This window comes from Pseudomonas floridensis (genome assembly GCF_002087235.1).
Classification (GTDB): domain Bacteria; phylum Pseudomonadota; class Gammaproteobacteria; order Pseudomonadales; family Pseudomonadaceae; genus Aquipseudomonas; species Aquipseudomonas floridensis.
In genome coordinates this window covers 1-20834 of sequence record NZ_MUIO01000071.1, presented here as the reverse complement: position 1 = coordinate 20834, position 20834 = coordinate 1, and the positions used below count along the sequence as shown (strand labels likewise).

At 59.8% G+C, this 20834-nt stretch carries 19 protein-coding genes; 7 read left to right on the top strand and 12 right to left on the bottom strand.

Annotated elements, in window-relative coordinates; translation table 11 throughout:
* Position 1: 1 nt before the first annotated feature.
* The 4 genes from BZK31_RS17360 to BZK31_RS17345 all read right to left on the bottom strand — a co-directional run bounded on the left by BZK31_RS17360 (position 2) and on the right by BZK31_RS17345 (position 5672).
* Positions 2 to 1828 (bottom strand): glycoside hydrolase family 15 protein, encoded by a 1827-nt coding sequence (locus BZK31_RS17360; protein WP_083184184.1) that lies wholly within the window; start codon positions 1826 to 1828, stop codon positions 2 to 4.
* On the bottom strand, positions 1821 to 2621 hold the full coding sequence (locus tag BZK31_RS17355; protein ID WP_083184183.1) for a glucose 1-dehydrogenase: 801 nt from the start codon (positions 2619 to 2621) through the stop codon (positions 1821 to 1823). Before BZK31_RS17355 ends, BZK31_RS17360 begins: the two co-directional genes overlap by 8 nt.
* Before the next feature lie 82 nt (positions 2622 to 2703).
* Positions 2704 to 3741 carry an NADP(H)-dependent aldo-keto reductase gene (locus BZK31_RS17350; protein ID WP_083184182.1) on the bottom strand — a complete coding sequence of 346 codons (1038 nt, stop codon included), beginning with the start codon at positions 3739 to 3741 and terminating at the stop codon, positions 2704 to 2706.
* Between the two features lie 119 nt (positions 3742 to 3860).
* Complete coding sequence (locus BZK31_RS17345; protein ID WP_083184181.1) at positions 3861 to 5672, bottom strand: ABC transporter ATP-binding protein; 1812 nt, start codon at positions 5670 to 5672, stop codon at positions 3861 to 3863.
* Positions 5673 to 5765: 93 nt separating this feature from the next.
* Between BZK31_RS17345 and BZK31_RS17340 the strand changes: the two genes are divergently transcribed.
* Positions 5766 to 6191 carry a DUF1810 domain-containing protein gene (locus tag BZK31_RS17340; protein ID WP_083184180.1) on the top strand — a complete coding sequence of 142 codons (426 nt, stop codon included), beginning with the start codon at positions 5766 to 5768 and terminating at the stop codon, positions 6189 to 6191.
* Between the two features lie 34 nt (positions 6192 to 6225).
* On the opposite strand, the gene BZK31_RS17335 is transcribed toward BZK31_RS17340, so the two are convergent.
* The 4 genes from BZK31_RS17335 to BZK31_RS17320 all read right to left on the bottom strand — a co-directional run bounded on the left by BZK31_RS17335 (position 6226) and on the right by BZK31_RS17320 (position 10202).
* Entirely contained in the window at positions 6226 to 7299 is a 1074-nt protein-coding gene (locus BZK31_RS17335; RefSeq protein ID WP_083184227.1) for a DUF1615 domain-containing protein, read from the bottom strand.
* 83 nt (positions 7300 to 7382) lie between these two features.
* Positions 7383 to 8291, bottom strand: coding sequence for a glutaminase B (gene glsB / locus BZK31_RS17330; RefSeq protein WP_083184179.1), 909 nt, complete (start codon positions 8289 to 8291; stop codon positions 7383 to 7385).
* A 54-nt stretch (positions 8292 to 8345) separates the two neighbouring features.
* Positions 8346 to 9350 (bottom strand): ABC transporter substrate-binding protein, encoded by a 1005-nt coding sequence (locus tag BZK31_RS17325; protein WP_083184178.1) that lies wholly within the window; start codon positions 9348 to 9350, stop codon positions 8346 to 8348.
* Positions 9351 to 9386: 36 nt separating this feature from the next.
* Positions 9387 to 10202 (bottom strand): class II aldolase/adducin family protein, encoded by an 816-nt coding sequence (locus BZK31_RS17320; RefSeq protein ID WP_083184177.1) that lies wholly within the window; start codon positions 10200 to 10202, stop codon positions 9387 to 9389.
* Between the two features lie 169 nt (positions 10203 to 10371).
* Between BZK31_RS17320 and BZK31_RS17315 the strand changes: the two genes are divergently transcribed.
* The 5 genes from BZK31_RS17315 (at position 10372) to BZK31_RS17295 (ending at position 16277) form a co-directional block, all read left to right on the top strand.
* Positions 10372 to 11364: an ABC transporter substrate-binding protein gene (locus tag BZK31_RS17315; RefSeq protein ID WP_083184176.1), complete on the top strand. Its 993-nt coding sequence runs from the start codon at positions 10372 to 10374 to the stop codon at positions 11362 to 11364.
* A 97-nt stretch (positions 11365 to 11461) separates the two neighbouring features.
* Positions 11462 to 12499 carry an ABC transporter substrate-binding protein gene (locus BZK31_RS17310; protein ID WP_083184175.1) on the top strand — a complete coding sequence of 346 codons (1038 nt, stop codon included), beginning with the start codon at positions 11462 to 11464 and terminating at the stop codon, positions 12497 to 12499.
* Positions 12500 to 12627: 128 nt separating this feature from the next.
* Positions 12628 to 13173: a hypothetical protein gene (locus BZK31_RS17305; RefSeq protein ID WP_244182698.1), complete on the top strand. Its 546-nt coding sequence runs from the start codon at positions 12628 to 12630 to the stop codon at positions 13171 to 13173.
* A gap of 203 nt (positions 13174 to 13376) precedes the next feature.
* Positions 13377 to 15497, top strand: a complete 2121-nt coding sequence (locus tag BZK31_RS17300) for a TonB-dependent siderophore receptor (protein WP_083184174.1) — start codon at positions 13377 to 13379, stop codon at positions 15495 to 15497.
* A 51-nt stretch (positions 15498 to 15548) separates the two neighbouring features.
* Entirely contained in the window at positions 15549 to 16277 is a 729-nt protein-coding gene (locus BZK31_RS17295; RefSeq protein WP_083184173.1) for a DUF4198 domain-containing protein, read from the top strand.
* Positions 16278 to 16355: 78 nt separating this feature from the next.
* On the opposite strand, the gene BZK31_RS17290 is transcribed toward BZK31_RS17295, so the two are convergent.
* The 4 genes from BZK31_RS17290 to BZK31_RS17275 all read right to left on the bottom strand — a co-directional run bounded on the left by BZK31_RS17290 (position 16356) and on the right by BZK31_RS17275 (position 20186).
* Entirely contained in the window at positions 16356 to 17522 is a 1167-nt protein-coding gene (locus tag BZK31_RS17290) for an acetyltransferase domain-containing protein (RefSeq protein ID WP_083184172.1), read from the bottom strand.
* Between the two features lie 94 nt (positions 17523 to 17616).
* Positions 17617 to 18177, bottom strand: a complete 561-nt coding sequence (locus BZK31_RS17285) for a gamma carbonic anhydrase family protein (protein WP_083184171.1) — start codon at positions 18175 to 18177, stop codon at positions 17617 to 17619.
* A gap of 11 nt (positions 18178 to 18188) precedes the next feature.
* On the bottom strand, positions 18189 to 19094 hold the full coding sequence (folE2, locus tag BZK31_RS17280) for a GTP cyclohydrolase FolE2 (protein ID WP_083184170.1): 906 nt from the start codon (positions 19092 to 19094) through the stop codon (positions 18189 to 18191).
* A 183-nt stretch (positions 19095 to 19277) separates the two neighbouring features.
* On the bottom strand, positions 19278 to 20186 hold the full coding sequence (locus tag BZK31_RS17275; protein WP_083184169.1) for a LysR substrate-binding domain-containing protein: 909 nt from the start codon (positions 20184 to 20186) through the stop codon (positions 19278 to 19280).
* Between the two features lie 199 nt (positions 20187 to 20385).
* Here BZK31_RS17275 and BZK31_RS17270 point away from each other — a divergent pair.
* Positions 20386 to 20834 (top strand): ABC transporter substrate-binding protein (locus BZK31_RS17270; protein WP_244182697.1); only part of this gene is annotated, 449 nt, incomplete at its 3' end.

Below are 20834 nucleotides of genomic sequence, written 5' to 3'. Positions count from 1 at the left end.
CTCAGGGCTGCCACAACGCCTGTCCGCCGCCCAGCTTGCGGTCGAGAAAACTGGCGGCACTGATCAGCGCCAGATGACTCAGCGCCTGCGGCGTGTTACCCAGATGACGCGCATGGGCATCGAACTCCTCGGCATACAGACCCAGCGGGTTGGCGTAGCGCAGCAATTGCTCGAACTCCAGGTGCGCCTGACCGACCCGCCCGGCGCGGGCCAGGCATTCGACATACCAGAACGAACAGGCGACGAACGCGCCCTCTTCACCCTCGAGCCCGTCGTCATGATCGTCATCATTACGGTAACGAAACACCATGCCGTCGCGCACCAGCGTGCGTTCGATGGCGTCCAGCGTCGCCAGCCATTTGGGATCACTGGCACCGACGAAGCGCACCAGCGGCATCAGCAGCATCGAGGCGTCCAGATTGCGGCTGCCCTTGTGCTGGACGAAGTGCCCCAGCTCCGGGTTCCAGAAGTTGTCCCAAATGTCGTCATGAATCTGCTCGCACACCTTGGTCCAGCGCTCGAACGGGCCTGACAGAGAGCGCTTGAACGCCAGACGCAATGCCCGGTCCAGCGCCACCCAGCACATCAGCCGCGAATGCAGAAAATGCTGATCGCCGCCGCGCATTTCCCAGATCCCCACGTCCCGGTCATTCCAGTGTTCACACACATAATCGACCTGGCGAACCACGTGCTTCCAGCCATCGTGGGAAATCGCATCGCCGTATTTGTTGGCCAGGTAGACGGCGTCCATCAGCTCGCCATAAATGTCCAACTGAGTCTGTTTGTACGCTTCGTTGCCGATGCGCACGGGCAATGCACCGCCGTAACCGGTCAGGTGATCGAGGTGTTCTTCAGGCAGCTTTTCCCGTCCGTCGAGGGCGTAAAGAATGCCCATCGTTTCGGTGTGCTCGCAGCAGTCGTCGAGGCGCCCGCGCATCCAGCCCATGAACGCATTGGCTTCATCGGTGTAACCCAGGCGCATGAATGCGTACACGGTGAACGACGCGTCGCGGACCCAGGTGTAGCGGTAGTCCCAGTTGCGCTCGCCGCCCGGCGTCTCCGGCAGGCCGAAGGTCGCCGCCGCAATGATGCCGCCATGCTTGCGCGAGGTCAGCAGCTTGAGCGCCAGCGCCGAGCGCGTGACCATCTCACGCCAGCGTCCCTTGTATTCGGACTGTCCGGCCCAACGCCGCCAGAACTTGAGCGTGTCGTCGAAGTAGCGTGAGCATTTGCCGGCCGCCACCTGCGGGTCATCGACCCCACCGAGAATGAATTCGATGGTCTGGCCCTTCTCCATCCGGAACTCGGCGACCGCCGCGTCATTCTCCACATACAGAGGCGTGGCCGCTGAAAGACGCATGCCCGGCTGGCCCTGCGCCTGAAAACACACGTCCTCACCTTCCTGATGCGCAGTGGTTTCGCCACGGCTGTAATCCATGCGTACCTTGCAACGCATGCGGATCGTCGCCTGACCGAAGCGCACCTGAACCCGGCGCACGATGCGCGGCAGATCGTCCTGATCTTCGCCAATCGGCATCAGGTCCGTCACTTCCACGACCGCCTCTTCAGAGATCCAGCGGGTCTGCAGCACGTTGGTGTCCGGCAGATAGATTTGCAGGCGTCGCGCATCCGGCAGGTCCGGCGCGAGCTGGAAGATCCCGGCATCATTGCTGTCCAGTAACGCGGTGAAGATGGACGGGCTGTCGAAATCCGGCCAGCAGCAGAAGTCGATGCTGCCGGTGTCGGCAATCAGCGCGGCGCTGCGCATGTCACCGATGATGCCGTGGTTTTCGATCGGGTTCTGTGCTTCTTCTGGAAAGTCAGCCATTGCCACGAAACTCCGGATAGAGGGTCATGCCTCCGTCAATGAACAGGGTCGTGCCGTGGACGTAATCGGAGGCGTCCGACGCCAGCCAGACCACCGCGTTGGCGACATCCTCCGGCTCGCCTATACGGCCGTACGGAATCAGCTCGAGCATTTTCTTTTCCGCGTCGCCCTTTCGGGCATCAGCGTTGATCGGCGTGCGAATCGCGCCCGGAGCAATGCTGTTGACACGGATTTTCTGCTCACCCACTTCCTGGGCAATGCTGCGCATCAGCAGATCGACGCCGCCCTTGGAGGCTGCGTAGTTGACATGACCGGCCCACGGAATCAGCTGATGCACCGAACTCATGTGAATGATCTTGCCCATCGCTCGCGACACGTCTTTGCGCATGCCCTGGCTGATGAACTGGCGTACGGCTGCGCGAGCGCAAAGAAACTGTCCGGTCAGGTTGACGTTGATGACGGTGTTCCAGTCTTCCAGACTCATGTCGACGAAAGCGGCGTCCTTTTGCAGGCCCGAGTTGGCAAACAGGATGTCCAGTGCGCCGAACTGCTCGATGGTCTGGGCGAACAGTCGCTCGACCTCGTCCTCTTTGGACACATCGGCACCGATGGCCACGGCCTGACCGCCAGCCTTGCGGATCTCGTCCGCGAGCTTCTCGGCGGGTTCAGCCTTGGAATGGTAGTTGATGACGACGGCCGCCCCCGCGTCCGCCAAAGCGCGTGCCGCCGCAGCGCCCAGACCGGAACTGGCGCCGGTGACGAGTGCGACTTGTTGCTTGAGAGAGATATGCATCGGATTTTCAGCCTCGAAGTCTGCTAGGGCATGCGTTAGATGCTGACTGGCGAGGCTGAAACTTAGTTCAGTGGCGTTCCGCTCAAGGCGCCGGGTTAGGTTGCGAAATGTGTATGGCTTCGATCCCGGCAATCACGTCGTCCGACAGTGTGACATCGATGCTCGCCAGATTGACGGCCAATTGGTCGAGCTTGGTGGCGCCAATGATATTGCTGGTCACGAACGGCCGACTGGTCACATAAGACAGTGCCATTTGCGACGGGTCCAGGCCATGCTCGCGGGCCAGGGCCACGTATTTTTCGGTGGCGCTGACGGCTTGCGGGTTGTTGTAACGCTGGAAGCGCTCGAACAGGGTCAGACGACCATCGGCCGGGCGCGCTCCGTCCAGGTATTTGCCCGCCAGCACGCCGAACGCCAGCGGCGAATAAGCCAGCAGACCAATCTGTTCGCGGATGGCGATTTCCGCCAGACCGACTTCGAAGGTGCGGTTGAGCAGGTTGTAGGGGTTCTGGATCGATACCGCGCGGGGCAGGTCCAGCTTTTCGGCCAAGTGCAGAAAGCGCTGGGTGCCCCACGGCGTCTCGTTTGACAGACCGAAGTGGCGGATCTTGCCGGCCTTGACCAGATCGCCCAGCACCGACAGGGTTTCTTCGATCTCGACCGATACGTCATCTGGGTCGTGGGTGTAGCCCAGCACGCCGAAGAAGTTGGTCTTGCGATCCGGCCAGTGCAGTTGATACAGATCCAGATAGTCGGTGTTCAGGCGCTTGAGACTGGCATCCAGCGCCGTGGTGATGTTATGGCGATCCAGACGCGGATTACCGTCGCGAATGTGTTCCATGCGGCCGGGGCCGGCCACTTTGCTGGCCAGAACCCAATCGCTGCGGTCGCCGTACTTCTTGAAGTATTCGCCGATGATGCTTTCGGTCTTGGTGTAGGTTTCGCCACGCGGCGGCACCGGGTACATCTCGGCGGTGTCGAGGAAGTTGACGCCAGCCTCTTTGGCCATGCGAATCTGCTCGAACGCCTCGTCCTGCGTGTTCTGCTCGCCCCAGGTCATGGTGCCCAGTGTGATGGCGCTGACCGACAGGTCAGTCTTGCCCAATGAACGAAATTGCATTGATGACTCCGTCTTGTTCAGAAAAAAGCGCTCGCAAGCGCTGTCGAAAAACGAGCTCTATAAAACGCCGACCGCTGACCCACTGCAAGGTTTTTATCGGTTTGCATGACTGTCTTCATCTATCGATAACCTTGAGCCTGCAAGTCGAAAAGCGCGGCGTAGCGCCCTTGCGCAGCGATCAGGCTGGCGTGACTGCCGCGCTCCAGCACTCGCCCATGTTCCAGCACCACAATGTGCTCGGCGTTGCGCACGCTGGAAAAACGATGGGAAATCAGCAGCGTCATGCGGCCCTTGGCGTATTCACGAAAATGATCGAACACTGCGGCTTCTGCGCCGGCATCCAGCGCGGCAGTCGGTTCGTCGAGAATCAGGATGTCGGCATCACGGCGCATGTAGGCACGCGACAACGCGATCTTCTGCCACTGCCCGCCGGACAGTTCCTGACCACCGGCGAACCAGCGGCCCAGTTGGGTTTCGTACCCCTTATCCAGCTGCTCGATGAACTGCGCTGCCATGCCCTGGGCTGCGGCTTCGCGCCAGCGTGTTTCGTCATGAAAGGCTTCAGTGTCACCAACGCCGAGGTTTTCGCCGACCAGAAACTGATAGCGAATGAAGTCCTGAAAGATCACCCCGATGCGGGTGCGCAAGGCCTCTTCGTCCCACTCCTGAAGGTCACTGCCATCGAGCAGAATACGGCCGTGATCAGGCTTGTAGAGACGCGTCAGCAGCTTGATCAGCGTGGTTTTACCGGAACCGTTCTCCCCTACCAGCGCCACACTGCGGCCCGGCGCCAAATGCAGGTCGATATGCTCCAGGGCCGGTCTGCCGGTGCCGGGGTACGTGAAGCTCACGTCCTCGAAACGCAACCCGTCGCCAAGCTGCGCGCCTTGGGTCAGACTACCACTCGGCACGACCACCGGCTGGCCGAGGTAGACATACAGATCTGCCAGGTACAACCCGTCTTCGTACAGACCGCTGATCGCGCTGAGGCTGCTACTGACGGCAGCCTGCCCCTGCTTGAACAGCACCAGGTACATGGTCATCTGCCCAAGGGTGATGCGGCCATGCACGGCATCCACCACCACCCAGGCGTACGCCAGATAAAACGCCGCGGTGCCCAGCAGCCCGAGCAGAAAGCCCCAGCCGTCACGGCGAACGGTCAGGCGGCGATCTTCGGCGTACAGGCGCTCGAACGTCTCGCGATAGCGCTTGAGCAGCAGCGGCGCGAAGCCGAACAGCTTGACCTCCTTGATGTAACCCTCGTGAGAAAGCAGCGTTTCAATGTAGTTCTGGCGTCGGGTCTCCGGAGCGCGACGGGTGAACAGGCGGAACGCATCACCGGAAAAATGCGCTTCGGCGAAGAACACCGGCAACGCACCGAGTACCAGAATAACGAGTGCCCAAGGCGAGAAATGCACCAGCAACACGGCAAAACTGATCAGCGAAATCAGGTTTTGCATCAGACCCAGCGATTTGGTGACCAAGGCCAGCGGTCGGGTCGAGGCTTCGCGCCGGACCCTGACCAGTTTGTCGTAAAACTCGGAGTCCTCGAACTGCATCAGCGACAGGGTCTGTGCCTTCTCCAGAATCAGCGTGTTGACCTTCTGCCCCAGCAGCACCCGTAACAGCGCCTGCTGCACCGACAAACCGCGCTGGGCGGCAGCCAGCAACGCCAGCACGCCCGCTTCGAACAGCACGTAGCGCAACACCGGCCACAAGGGAGCCTCGCCGGTGCTGGCGTGCAATTGCATGGCGCTGACCACAGCATCCACAATGCGCTGGCCCAGCCACGCGGCCAGCGCAGGCAACAGACCCGCCACCAGCGTGGCGACGATCAGCCCGAGCGACAGCCCGCGAGACGTGGCCCACACCAAGTGCATGGCGCGGAAGGCTTGCTGCATGAACGATGAAAAACGCTTGAAAACCGGCATGGCAAAAAGAACTCTTGATACGGACCAGGCCCCGCAAAGGACGGCCATCATACGGCGACCGGTCCGGGCTCGCTGAAAAACAGGAGGCTCATCATGAACGATGCTTACAACCTGCAACGCTTTGTGGATGCTCAACAACCTGTGCTTTCACAGGTGCTGGCCGAGCTTGAAGCCGGGAAGAAACGCAGCCACTGGATGTGGTTCGTGTTTCCGCAGATTCGTGGCCTGGGCCGCAGTGACATGGCCCAGCGCTACGCCATCGGCAGTCTCGATGAGGCCATGGCCTATCTGAAACATCCCGTACTCGGCCCGCGTCTTGAGCAGTGTGCCCAGCTCATTGCCCCTCAAGTAGAACGTACGGCGCGGCAAATATTCAGTTCTCCGGACGACCTGAAGCTGCATTCCAGCATGACCCTGTTCACACTCGCAGCGCCTGACCGGCCGATTTTTCAGGAGGTGCTGGACACGTTTTTCGACGGTGAGCGCGATGCGATGACGGTGAAACTGGCGGGACATTGAGTCAGCGGCAGGCCGGCGATGACGACGCTGCGTATCACATCCCCGCCGGCGCACGCTGTACGCAGCGCTCGCGTCGATCATCCACACGCTCGGCAAACCATGCTGTGGTCAGCGTGCGGGTGATCTTCGGACTTTTCAGGGTGATGCCCGGCAGAATCGCGCGGGGCATGGGCTTGCCGGCTGCACGATCCGCAAGGGCAAAGACTTTGTCGTACAGCTCGGTCTCTTCGAACTCGAACGTATCGCCCTGCTTGAGCTGGCTCCAGATCTGCGACTTGTTCATGCCCAGCCGGTCGCCCAAGGTTCGCACCGCAAGTTCGGTGGCGCCTGGCGATGTAGAGTCGAAGCGAATAAGGTCGCCGTCCAGCGCCAGGTCGATGCCGGTAGCCTGACTGACAGCCGCCTGAAAGGCAGCGTTGCGGCTGGCGTACCAACCGGCGTTGAAGTCAGCGAAGCGGTACAGCGACTGGCGATAGCTCACTGGATAACCCAACAGGTGGGCGATGCCGAAATACATTCCGCCACGGCGGGTAAAGACTTCACGGCGAATGGTGCGATCCACGGTGTAGGGATAATCTTCGGCGTGCTTTTCGGCAAAGGCGATGCTGACCTGCATCGGGCCGCCGGTCTTGACCGGATTGAAGTTGCCGAACAGGGTCTGGCCCAAAGGCACCATGCCGATGAAATCGTCGAAGATGGCGCTCAGTTCCTTCTCGGTCCGTGCCGAATCGAGACGTTTGCCGTAGGTCTTGCCGTCCGGCGAACGTACCCGCAGTGCAGCGGCAATCAAGGCGTTGGGAATGTGCAGCCGTGCCGCACGACGGTCAATCTCGCCGCGCGCAATGCGGCCCATGTTCGGCACGGCGGGATCGACCTGGAAGGTGGACTCCTGTTCGGTCACGGCCAGCACTGAGCAAATGTTCTCGGTGGTCAGGGGGATTTTCTGTGCAGCGAAGGCCGCGTGAATGTCCGTCGCCCACGCCTGACGGTCGCTGACCGTGGCGGGCATCAGGCGCACAATTCGCGTGCGCGCCTGCTCGGGGCTCAGTTCAGGCTCCTGAGGCGTCCGGGTACCGCAACCGGCCATGACCAGCAGGCTCAGGCTCATCGTGAGCGACTTGAACAACCGTCGATTCAATCCATGACTCCAACACATTGGTGCTTCAGGGTGTCAGCATCCCGGCTCGGGCATCAGAACACTGACCAGTCGATCCTCGCGCTGAGCTTTTCCAGCGCAGCCATACCGACAAGCGAATTGCCTGCCGCGTTCAACTCCGGGGACCATACGCAGACCGAGAACCGCTCTGGCACGATGGCGACGATACCACCGCCGACGCCGCTCTTGCCTGGTAGACCCACGCGATAGGCAAAATTTCCCGCTTCGTCATACAGGCCGCTGGTGGCCATGATCGAGTTCAACTGCGTGGCCTGACGGGCACTGAGAATCTGCTCGCCACTGTGGGTGCAGAAACCCTGATTGGCCAGAAAGCCAAACGCTCGGGCCAGGTCGATGCAGCTCATGCTAAGGGCGCAGTGATGGAAATAACTGCGCAGCACGTCTTCCACATCGCCATGAAAATTCTCGAACGACTTCATCAGGTACGCCGCCGCCGCGTTGCGCGAACGGTGCTGGTATTCGGATTCAGCCACTTTGGAATCGGAGGTGATCGAAGGATTGCCGCACAGCCGCCGGACGAAATCGCGCATCGACAGCGATGGCGCGGCAAAACGCGCCTGATTGATGTCGCAGATGACCAGCGCGCCGGCATTGATGAACGGGTTGCGCGGCTTGCCCCGCTCGAATTCCAGCTGCACCAGCGAATTGAAGGGTTGGCCGGACGGCTCATGCCCGAGACGCTGCCAGATGTCCTCGCCGGAATGCCCGATGGCCTGCACCAGGCTGAACACTTTGGAAATGCTCTGGATCGAAAACCGCGTGTCGGCATCGCCCGCGCTGAACATCTGGCCATCGTTGCCGTACACCGCGATGCCCAGTTGATCGGGCCGTACACCGCCCAGCGCCGGTATGTAATCGGCCACTTTGCCCTGACCGATCAAGGGTCTTACTTCATCGAGGATTTCGTTCAGCAGGTCTTGCATGTGGGCGCCCCTTGTTTTGGGTGCGCACACTACACCAACCGTCGACGCCTCGCATCATCGCGCAGTGATATCGCGTTCCGGGACAAATACCTGTCGGTCGACCAGCTCGGCAACCTCGACCTTGTGCGGGAAGATCTTCTTCTCGACGAACAGATCGTCAACCTGCTGCAACGCTTCGACGTCGCGGTTCTCGACCGGCTCCAGCGCCTCCAGGCCCCAGCTGTGCAGGCGCCGCGACACCGGCAGCGGGATGTCGTTGACCCTGGCGAATACCTCGGCGTATCGGTCGGGGTTGGTGCGGGCCCAGTCGAACGCCTTGGCCAGGCGTTTGAGAACATCATTGATGGCCTGACGCCTGACTGGATCAGTCAGCACCTGGTCCGACGCAGTGATGAACGTCAGCCCGGTATTGATGCCCTCCCCGCTGAGCAGCACGCGGGCGCCCTGCTCTTCGGCAAATGCCTGATAGACGCCGAACGTTGCCCAGGCTTCGATTTTGCCGGCGTTGAACGCGGGCAGTGCGTCGGTCGGCATGACGAAGCCGATATTGACGTCCGCCTCGTTGACCCCGGCATTGGCCAGTGCACGGATCAGCAGGTACTGGGAAATGCTGCCACGCGCCGAAGATATCACCACGTTGCGGCCCTTGAGGTCGGCAACGGTCTGAATCGGAGAATCCTTGGGCACCAGAATCGCAATGCTGCGCGATTGACTGCGCCGTACAGCCACGATACGCAACGGCGCGCCGCCGGTGGCCGCTGCCAGCACCGGCGTGTCACCGGCAGGCGCCAGATCCACCGCGCCAGCGCGCAAGGCTTCGAACAAAGGAGCCGCGCCTTGAAAGTTGGCCCACTCGATCTGATAAGGCACGCCATCGAACGCTCCGCAAGCCTCGACCACTGTGCGCAATCCCTTGGCCTGATCGCCCAGTACCAGCTTGACCTTCGACCAATCCGTTTCGCCACCTGAAACTGCCTGTTTCTCGCCATCGCCGCAACCCACCAGCACGCTGAAGGCCAACAGTGCAGCGCAGCCTCTGAGCCAATAAGTGAAACCCATCAATGTGTATCCCTGTGTGTGTGGGTAAAGGTATGTTCAGGTCTTGTAATCGGTGTCGTTGCGTTCCAGTTCGCGGATCAGGGCATTCCAGTGCCGCGCCACGCCTGGGCCGTGCCCGTCCTTGATGACCCTGGCCTGTTCCTCGACCCTGGCAATGACCTCGTGCGGCGGAATGACCAGCTCGGCGTTGCCTGCCGACTGCGCGGCAACCTGAATGTTGCAGGCGTATTCCAACGCGTGCAGTTGCTGAAAGGCATGCTCGACACTGACGCCGCCCGTGAGCAGGCCGTGGTTGCGCAGGATCATCACACTCTTGTCGCCCAGATCCGCCACCAGCCGTTCGCGCTCGTCCAGGTCCAGCGCGATGCCTTCGTAGCCGTGGTACGCCACCCGCCCGGAAAAGGCGATGGCGTGCTGGGAAATCGGCAGCAAACCGTCCTTCTGTGCCGAAACGGCAATGCCGTCGCGAGTATGGGTGTGCAGCACCGCCTGCAAATCGTGGCGCGCGGCGTGGATGGCGCTGTGAATCACGTAGCCTGCGTAATTGATGCCCAGGCCTGTCGGGTCATCGACGATCGTGCCATCGATATCGACTTTGACCAGATTGGACGCCGTGATCTCGTCGAACAGCAGACCGAATGCGTTGATCAGAAAATGCTCGTCCGGGCCCGGTACGCGGGCCGAGAAATGTGTGTAGATGTGATCGGTCCAGCGTTTCAGTGCCGCCAGTCGGTAAGCGGCGGCGAGTTTGACCCGCACCTCCCATTCTTCCGGCGTAACCCGCTCCTTCACGCTGGAGCCCGACGAATTGAAGGTGTCGGCCGGGATCGGCAAGGCACTGACATTGCTCATGGTATTGCTCCCTGATTCGAGGTCGATGGAGCAAGACTAGGCGCATAAGAAATCAATTAAAAAGCACATTTACTTCTAAGCTAATTATAAAAAATTAGAATATTAATATTCATCGTTATGCTTACATCGGCGCTCGACACCCCAGACCGTACTTGAAGGACGAGAGCGCATGAGCAAAACGCCACACAACGGACTGTTCAATCGACGCCGTTTTCTGACCGCCAGCGCCGTGACGCTCGGCGCGGCCACACTGGGTATGACGCCGCGACTGTTCGCCAGCGATCCGCTGGCCGATCTGACGCTGCAGGTCGCCACTTACCGGGGCGGCGACGCCAACTTCAATGAAGACGCAGGGAACGACAAACGTCCTTACAAGGTGCAGTTTTCCGAATTCCCTGGCGGCAACCTGATCGTCGAAGCCCTCGCCTCCGGCAGCATCGATATCGGTTCGATGAGCGAAATTCCACCGGTGTTCTCGATTCAAAGCCATCGCCAACCCAAGCTGATCGCGGTGATGGAAGGCGACGTCAACAACCAGGTATTTCTGATCCCCAAGGCCTCACGCATCGAATCGGTCGCCGAGTTGCGCGGCAAGCGCGTCGGGTATGTCAAAGCCACGACCGCTCACTATTTCCTGATCAAGGCGCTCAAGGAGCAAGGCCTGAGCATGGCCGACGTGAACGCCATCGCGCTCACTCCGCAGGACGGCTTCAGTGCCTTTCAAAGCGGCCAGCTCGATGCCTGGGTGACCTACGGCACGTTCATTCAACTGGCCAAATTCCGCAGCGGCGCGCGGGTGTTGAAAACCGCGCTGGGGTATCTGTCCGGCAACTACGTGCTGGCTGCCCGTCCCGCCGCACTGGCAGATCCGCTGCGCCGTCAGGCCATCACCGACTACCTCGCCCGGCAGCGCCAGACCCTGGAATGGATTAACGACCATCCGGCGCAGTGGGCGCAAAAGTCCGGAAAGCTGCTGGGTATCGACCCGGCGGTATTCGCCGATCAGATCGAAAACCGCAGCCAGCCATGGAAGCTCAGAGCCATCGACGATCAGGCGATTGCCTCGCAGCAAGAGGTCGCCGATGTGTTCTTCGAAGCCGGGGTGCTGAGCGAGCGGATCGATGTCTCGCCGCTGTGGGACCGCCAGTTCGAGCTGGCCTGAAACGACAGCGAAACATGCCTATGGTTATGCATTAACGTTATTTAAATAAATATTTTTATAGCGATAAGCTCAAAAAACCGCTTTTCTGGAGCCGCCCATGTCAATCATTTCAACACGAACTTCACGCTTTAAATGCTTTGCGACCGCCATCGGGCTGGGCGCGAGCGTGCTCGCCGGTTTGCTTCTGGCCCCAGCCACGGCCCAGGCAGAAGGGCAAATCCGCATTGCCGAGCAGTTCGGGATCGTCTATCTGTTGCTCAATGTGGTGCGTGATCAGCAACTGATCGAGAAGCACGGCAAGGCAGAGGGCCTGGACATCAAAGTGGACTGGACTCAGCTGTCCGGTGGTTCGGCGGTCAATGACGCTCTGCTGTCGGGCTCCATCGACATCGCCGGTGCAGGCGTCGGCCCGTTGCTGACCATCTGGGACCGTACCCACGGCCGACAGAACGTCAAGGCGGTCGCATCGTTGGGCAACTTTCCGTATTACCTGGTCAGCAACAACCCCAAGGTCAAGACCATTGCCGACTTCACCGAAAAAGACCGCATTGCAGTGCCAGCCGTCAGCGTCTCGGTGCAATCGCGCTACCTGCAATACGCAGCGGCAAAGCTGTGGGGCGATAAAGAGTTCGCGCGTCTGGACAAGTACACCATCAGCCTGCCACATCCGGATGCAGCGGCCAGCCTGATTGCCGGGGGAACCGAACTGACCGGTCATTTCTCCAATCCGCCCTATCAGGATCAGGAGCTGCAGAACCCCAATGTGCACGTGGTCCTGAACACCTACGATCTGCTGGGTCCGAACTCGCCAACCGTGTTGTTCGCCACCGAGAAATTTCGCGACGAAAACCCCAAGACCTACAAAGCCTTCGTTGAGGCTCTGAGTGAAGCCGAGCAGTTCGTCAGCAAGGACATCGGCGCGGCTGCCGACATCTACCTGCGTGTGACTCGCTCGAAAATCGACAGGGCCGAGCTGCTCAAAATCATCGATCAGCCGGAGTTCCAGTTCACCATCACGCCCAGGAACACTTACCCGCTGGCAGAATTCCTGCACCGCGTTGGCGCGATCAAGAACAAACCTGCGTCCTGGAAGGACTATTTCTTTCAGGATGCCAAGCCATTGCAGGGAAGCTGAGGGAATTGCCTGACACGCCCGATCCGCCAGGATCAACAAGTAATAAATTCTGGCGGATCATGAACCGGACTTACGTTTTAAAGTCATGTCAATGTGCCACTTTCGGCACCTGACCAGGAATTCTTGCAATGGCGTGTCACTCCTTTTCATCGCGTTCGGGTTATCGTTTCGCGGCGTTACTGATCACCGGCCTGGCCTGTTCGCAGGCGCAAGCGCTTGAATTCAACGCGGGCAGCGCGTTCAGTCAGGACAATCTGGCCGCAACCCATTACGAGACCAATTCAGCTTATTCGGTGCGCAACACCAACGTGACGCTCGGCGATCTCCAGGCGCTGCTGAACGACTCCAGGCAGAATGCGGCGAAACTGGAAAGTCTGAAGCAGACCGTAGAGGCTCAGGCACGCCTGATCGAGGAACTCAAGCGCAGCAACGGCAATTCGTCACGCAGCAGCGAAAGCGACCTGTCCGGTTTGAAAAGCAGGATCGACGAACAGGGCCGTGGCCTCGCAGCGTTGCAGAGTCAGGTCGGTGACCTGAAGCGCAGTTCGGGTTCGAACGCCAGCAGCAACGATCTTTCCAGCCTGAAGAACGATATCAGCAACACACGAAGCGATCTGAACGCACTGAAAAGCACTGTCAGCACCCTCAGCACCCTCAGCAACCGCGTCAAGTAATCCTTCTCTTCATCGCGGAAGGCGAACGGACCACGCTCCGTTCGCTTCGATTTCACGTCCCGTTCCCTCGTCATCCATGCGCTGAACCTCAAGGATTCATCCGCCGCGAGCTTCGTAAAATTTGTACGAGCAGCATACTTCTGTATAGAAACAATTCTCATCGGAGATGTTATATTGTATCTATAACCATCAGGAAGTCTCACATGTCGTCTCGTAGAATTGCGTCTCTGGCAGGCTTGGCCATCGGGATGTTGGGCAATACCGGTTTTGCGGAAGATCAGCCACAGACCATCGAGCTGGAAAGCGTCAACGTCACCTCCGATTATCAATACGAAACGGCCACCAGTCCGGTACAGGGCTATCGGGCGACCCGCTCTGCCACCGCCACCAAGACAGACACTGCCATCAAGGACGTCCCGCAATCGATCAGCGTGGTACCTGCGGCGGTGTTGAAAGACCTGGGCAGCAACAGCGTCGAACGTGCCCTCGACTTCGCCGGCGGCGTGTCGAAGCAAAACAACTTTGGCGGCCTGACACTCTACGAGTACAGCATTCGCGGCTTTACCACCTCCGAGTTCTACAAGGATGGCTTCAGCGCCAACCGCGGCTACCCTGCGACACCTGACGCGGCCAACATCGAGCGCATCGAAGTGCTCAAAGGCCCCGCGGCCAGCCTTTACGGCCGTGGCGACCCAGGTGGCACCGTCAACATTGTCACCAAGAAACCGCAGCGCGAAGCCTTCACCACCTTGCAGACCAGCGCAGGCAGCCGGGACCGTTATCGCACGGCACTGGACGTCAACACACCCCTCGATGAGGAAGGCAACCTGCTGTCGCGGGTCAATCTGGCGGTCGAGGACAACAACAGCTTCCGCGATCACGTCGAGAGCAAGCGCGTCTTCGTTGCGCCCTCCTTCAGCTGGCAGTTGAATCCTGACACTCACCTGTTGGTGGAAACCGAGTTCGTCCGCCAGAAATCCACGTTCGACCGTGGCGTGGTCGCCCCCAACAACAAGTGGAGCGGCGTGTCGCGTTCGACCTTCCTGGGCGAACCTGACGACGACATCGATAACGATAACAACATGGTCCAGTTCGCCCTGGATCATCAGCTCAATGACGTCTGGTCGCTGCGTCTGGCCAGCCACTACAAGCAAGGCGAGCTGTCAGGGTTTGCCAGCGAATCCCGTCCTTTGAGTGCCGACGGCCGTACCGTCAACCGTCGCTATCGCGAGCGTGACAACAACTGGCATGACAGCATCACCCAGCTGGAACTGCGCGGGCGCTTCGAAGGCATGGGCCTGGAACACGAAGTGCTGATCGGCACCGAATACGAGAACTACCGCAAGAACGAGCGTGTAACCAACATTGCGCCGGTTGCGGGCACCACCTATGCCATCGACCTCTACAACCCGGTCTACGGTCAGCCCAAACCCAATGGCGCTCGCTCGGGCACGGACTTCTTCGAGCATGTCGAAAGCCGCGCGTTGAACCTGCAGGATCAGATCATCTTCACCGACAAACTGCGCGGAATGATCGGGGCGCGTGTCGAGCATTTCGATCAGCAGGTCGACGACTACACCACCAACCGGACCTCCGGCCAGCGCCACGATGCGTTCACCCAGCGCGCCGGGCTGTTGTATCAGCTTACGCCGCAGTTGGGTCTGTTCACCAATGTGTCCACCTCGTTCAAACCCAACAACGGGCTGGACGCCGCAGGCAAGACTTTCGACCCCGAAGAAGGCGTAGGTTACGAAGCCGGGATCAAGAGCGAACTGTTCGATGATCGCCTGAGCACGACGCTCTCCGCTTTCCACATCGAGAAGGAAAACGTGCTGGCCCTTGACCCGTCCACCGACAGCAACCGTGCCGTGGGCAAGGCGCGCAGCCAGGGCCTTGACCTGCAATTCACCGGTCAAGTGACCGAAGCGGTCCGGGTGATCGGTGCCTTCGCCTACATCGATGCCGAAGTGACCAAAGGTGATCGCACCATCCCGACCGGCAGCCGGATTCTAGGCGTGGCCAAACACAGCGGCAGCCTGTTGGGTGTCTACGAATTTCAGGAAGGCGTGTTGCGCGGCTCGGACGTGGGCGCCGCGTACACCTATGTCGGCGACCGTTCCGGCGAGTCAGGCACACGCTTTGAATTGCCCGCCTACCAGACCGTCGACCTGCTCGCGCATTACAAGGCCAGCGACAACGTGACAGTGGGCCTGAACCTCAACAATATCTTCGACGAGAAATACTACGAGCGTTCGTTCAGCAATTACTGGGTGGCGCCAGGCGAACCGCGCAATTTTACAGTCAGCCTCACCTTGAACCTCTGATCCCGAAGAATCCTGCTTCTACCCCGACAGATAAAACAACAAGGATGCATCATGCTTTCATCGAAACCGCTTGTGGCCTTGAGCCTGCTCAGTGCCCTGTTCGCCGCTCAGGCCAGCGCCCACGGTCTGTGGACCGAACAACGTCGTGGCAACATCGAGGTGGTATACGGCCACGGCGCCGAAGACAACGCGTTCAAGGCGCAAAAGATCAGCGGCGCCTGGGCGTATGACCTTCAAGGCCGGATGATTCCAGTGACGGTCCAGCGGCTGGACGATCACGCACGTCTGGTGCCGGTCAAGTCGCCGGCAGTCATGTCGGTCGCGCTGGACAATGGCATGTGGACGCGCAATGCGCAAAAGAAGTGGATTAACGAAGGACGCAGCAAGGTGCCCAACGGCACGGATTCGATCCATACCTTCAAGTATAGCGTGGCGATCTATGAAGAAGGCGCGCACTTGCCGGAATTCAAGAAACTCGACTTCGTCATCGTGCCGCAGGTCGATCCGCTGAAAGTCGGTCCCGGCAAGCCACTGCCTGTGCGCGTCCTGCTCGATGGCAAACCGGCGGCGGGCATCAAATTGATCGGGGATTACCGCAGTGCGCCGGACGTGGTCAGCGCCGAGACGGATGCCCAAGGCCTGGCCAGCGTGGTGGTACGCAACGAGGGCTTGAACATCATCGCCGCCGAGGTGACGCTGCCGGTGAAGGACAACGCCGATATCGCCGAACGCGGCCTGTTCACATCGTTGACCTTCGTCGGTGAAGCGCATCGCGATTGATGCGCTTCTTTTGAACCGCTACGCGACGGTTGCTGTTCAGGCAACCGTCGCGTAGCGGTGAAGCCACTGAAAAGACGCTTACAAATATTTCAACCAACTGATGTCGCGACGCCGGGCCTTGAGCGAAGCGAACCAACGCACCGCCGGGAACAGCAGCACCGCCAGCACGACCGAAGTCAGCCACACACCCCACATGTGCTCAAAGCCGAAGTAATTGCCCTGATTCTTGCCCCAGATCGCCAGCGCGATCAGGTACAGAATCTTCAGCACATACAGGTGCAGCAGGTAGAAGAACATCGGTGCCGAGCCCAGTACCACCAGCGGCCGCAACCAGCCCTTTTCCTGGCAACGCTCGAAGGCGATCAGAATCAACATACCGATGCCCAGCGTCAGGCTGATGAACAACAGCGATGGCGGGTACTTGGTGATGTTAAGAAAGCTCATCACCGTGTGCAGTTCGGTCTCGCCCACGCTCCACGGCTTTTCACCGTAGCCGTTGATCAAGCGCAGTACCATAAAGCACAGCAGCGCACCCAAACCACACATCCACAGCCTGGCGCGACGGGAGGCCGCATCGAAGCCTGCCGAGAACCAGGGTCCGGCGGCGTAGCCCAGCGCGATGATGCCGATCCACGGCAGCAACGGGTAAGACGTGCGCAAACGCAGACTGTCCGACACCTCGATCCAGCCACGGTCATGCAAAATCGCCCACGGAATGTGCATTGCCGACTCGACGCCGAAGTGCAGCGAGTCCAGCAGGTTGTGGCCGGCGATGATCATCACGCCAATCACCACCAGCGCCCAGCGCGGCAGATAGACCATCGCCGAAAGCGCCACCATGCTCAGGCCGATGGCCCAGATCACTTGCAGGTAGATTACGGTCGGCGGGAACTGGAACGTCCAGGCAAAGCTGACCAGGGTGAATTCGAGGGCTATCAGAAACAGGCCACGTTTGAGCAGAAACGCCGAAACGTCCGCCCGGCCGCTGTATTTCTCGCCATACAGGTAAGCCGAAAGCCCGGTCAGCAAGACGAACAGCGGTGCACACAGGTGGGCCAACAGGCGGCTGAAAAAGACCTCCGGTCCGGTTGCAGTGATGTCCATCGGGTCCAGCACCTGACGGTGCAGAAAGAAGGTTTCCCGCACATGGTCCAGCAGCATGAAAAGAATGATCAGACCGCGAAGCGCGTCGATGGAGCGCAGCCGGGAGGTCAGCGCGCGAGTGGGGTGAACAACTGTCGTCATGAAGGGTAAACGTCCGTGGTTGGGTGTGCGGTGTCGATAATTCCGGAGAGGTCGGGCGTACCGTGTCGAGTCACGAAACGCCCGCCGTCAGCGGTTAAAACTCGTTCTGCAGCGCCTTGTAGCCGCGCACCAGATCGATGTTGGTGTGCGCCACGTCTTCGGAAAACTCCGAGGCCGAAATGCTCACCGGTGGAAATTGCGAAAGGTCGGTATTAGGCCCGATCCGGGTGGTGGACGGCACGTAAAAATTTTCCGGCAGATCGCGTCCGTCGACCACCGAGTTGTGGCGCACCACGCTGCCATTGCCAACCTGACAGTTGAACAGCACGCTGTTGAAACCGATGAACACCCGGTCACCCACCTGACACGGCCCGTGCACGATAGAGCGATGGGCAATCGAGGTGAACTCGCCGATGGTCACTGCCGCACCGGATTTGGAGTGGATCACCACACCGTCCTGAATATTGGAGTTGGCACCGATCACGATCGGTTCCATGTCGCCGCTTGCGTCGACTTCATCGGCGCGAATCACCGCGTAAGGCCCCACGAACACATTGTCCTTGATGATGACTTTGCCGCAGATGATGGCGGTCTTGTCGATGTAGGCGGATTCGGCAATCACCGGCAAATGGCCGGACGGGTTCTTACGGATCACGGTAGCAAGCCTCAGGTCAGGTAGTTGGATGTTTGCGCAGCGGCATCGTGGGGGTGCAGGCTTTCGAAATGGCGCACGCTGACGCTGGATGCGGCGTAAGTGCTCTCCAGTGCTTGCTGGACCTTGCGGGCCGCGTCTTCCACGTACATCAGGTTCTGCCCGTTGAGCCGGGCGAACGCCTGCTCGTCGGCACGCTTGACGGCGGTTTGTACCGGGGTGCCCAGCGCGCGTTCAGTGGTGTCGATCAGCGCCATCAGTCCAAGATCGGTGGCGTGTTCCGGCACGCGTACCTGCACCGTCGCCACACTGCGTTGACTGTGTGGCGTGGCCAGCGAGCCGTTCTCGCGCAGCCAGGTCGCAACCTGCATGGTGTCGACGAAGGTTTGCCTGTCGAAACGGGCGATGAACGCCTGCTCCAGCGCCTGCCGCGACAGCGCGGCCGAACAGGGGCAGGTAGAGGAATAGGTAATGTCAGCGGCAAGATCCAGGCTAAGACGCCCCGCTTCCCAAACGCCCTCAAGGGTAATCGGATAGGATGTCCAGCCACTGAGCCCCTCGGTGACCAGCGCCGGTCGGCGGCACAGCAGATTGAAGTCCAGCTTGATGCGGGCGCGGGTCGAACGGCAACTGGCGTGGCTTTCAACCATCGCCTCGAGCAGGTCCGACAGAGAGGCAACGTTGAGCACCCGATCTTCGGCAAAACGATCAAGCAGCCGGTACAGCCGCGACATGTGAATGCCCTTGACGCTCGGATCGGCCAGGTCAACGTGCAGGTCAACATAGGCATGAACCGGATGGCTGACGCCCTCTTCGCTCAGTCTTATTGGCACTTCGATGGCTCGCATACCCACCCAGTCAAGGGCAATCAGGGCCGAAGATGCTTCCGTCAGGGCAACATCAGGGAGAGAACTGTTCATGTGAGTCGGTCGTCTCGTAGGTCGGCTTCGCCTCTAAAGCGAAGCCTGATGTCATGGGGCGCATACTGTCTGCCCCGGCAAATTCGTTACACTATAACATCATCATGACAAGCGACATCAACCGATCGTGCGGCATGCACTGGCCACAAAAGAACCGACCGAACATGAATCGAGGGACTGGTTTCAGGTCTTCATCAATTCCTCTATCAAAAAATCCCGAAACGCCGCCACTGCGACCGGAAGATTGCGGCCAGCCATGCTTTGCAGCTCGATGCGGCGCGCCTTCATGCCCTCATCGCTGATCGGCAGCGAGACCAGTTGTTTTTCCTGCACACGCTTGTCCAGCGTCATCTCGCTGGACAGGCTGATACCGCCCTCTTCACGCACGAACCGCAGAAGCGCACCGATGTAGTTACTGGTCAGCACCGGATCGAACAACAGGCCCTGCACGCCGCAGCAGATATCGAACAACTGGCGCAAGGTGGTATCGGTGTTGGTCAGTGCGATGGCATAGGGTTGCAATTCGGCCAGCGCCACTTCCTTGCGCGACGCCAGCGGATGTTCAGGGCTGACCACCGCGCAGATCGCGCCGCTGTGCACATGCTCGACCTTGATTTCGTTTTGCGGAGTCAGGCTGAAGGTCAGGCACAGGTCCGCATCACCCGAGCGGACCCGTTCGGTGGCTTGCGCAGGCGCACAGACCTCCATTGAAAAATGAATGCCCTGGTAGATGCGCCGGAACCGGGCAATGCACTGCGGCAGGAAATCCAGAGCGAAACCTTCGGAACACGCAACCCGCACGTGACCGCGTTGCAGGCCTTGCAGCTCAGTGATTTCCAGTACCACCTGTTCGGCCTCGAGCTGGGATTTGCGTGCGTACGTCGCCAGGCGAGTGCCTGCCTCGCTGAGCACCATGCCTCGCGCCTGACGCTCGAAAAGCACCGCGTCCAGTTCGCGTTCCAGCTTGCTGATTTGGCGACTGACCGCCGAGGACGCGACATTGAGCCGGGTCGACGCCTCACTGATCGAGCCGCAGCGCGCCACTTCCAGAAAATAGCGCAGGGCCGTAGATTGCACGCCATAGAGTTGCATCGCGCCTCCTGTGTTGCCTTTTTGGCAATGAAAGATTCGAAATATTGTACTTGTGGCATTGATACGCTTTGCCTAGAGTCGTGTCGAGGCCGTCGGCTAGACCAAAAGAAAATCATGGCCGTTCAACACACACCCCTCTTCTCGCATTTGCGACCCACTGCCCTTTGATACAACCACTTCGCCAGAGGGAGACGACGGCATGGGCATCAAGGGTTTCGCCCGCAGCATCGCGCTGCTGGGTTTGTTCAGCAGTTTTTCCGCCTTCGCCGGCAAGGCCGACGACACACTGGTCTACGCCTCTGACAGCGAGCCGGAAAACATCAGCCCCTACCACAACGATTTGCGCGAAGGCGTGATCCTTGGTCGCCTGATCTGGGACAACCTGGTCTATCGCAACCCTGACAACGGTGAGTACCAACCCATGCTGGCCACCCACTGGAAGCAGGTTGACGACACCACCATCGATTTCCAGCTGCGCGAGGGCGTGAAATTCCACAACGGCGATCCGTTCACCGCCGACGACGTAGTGTTCACACTCAATTACGTGGTGTCGCCTGAATCCAAGGTGGTCACGGTGCAGAACGTCGACTGGATCAAGAGCGCCGAGAAACTCGGTGACTACAGCGTCCGCCTGCACCTGAAGAAGCC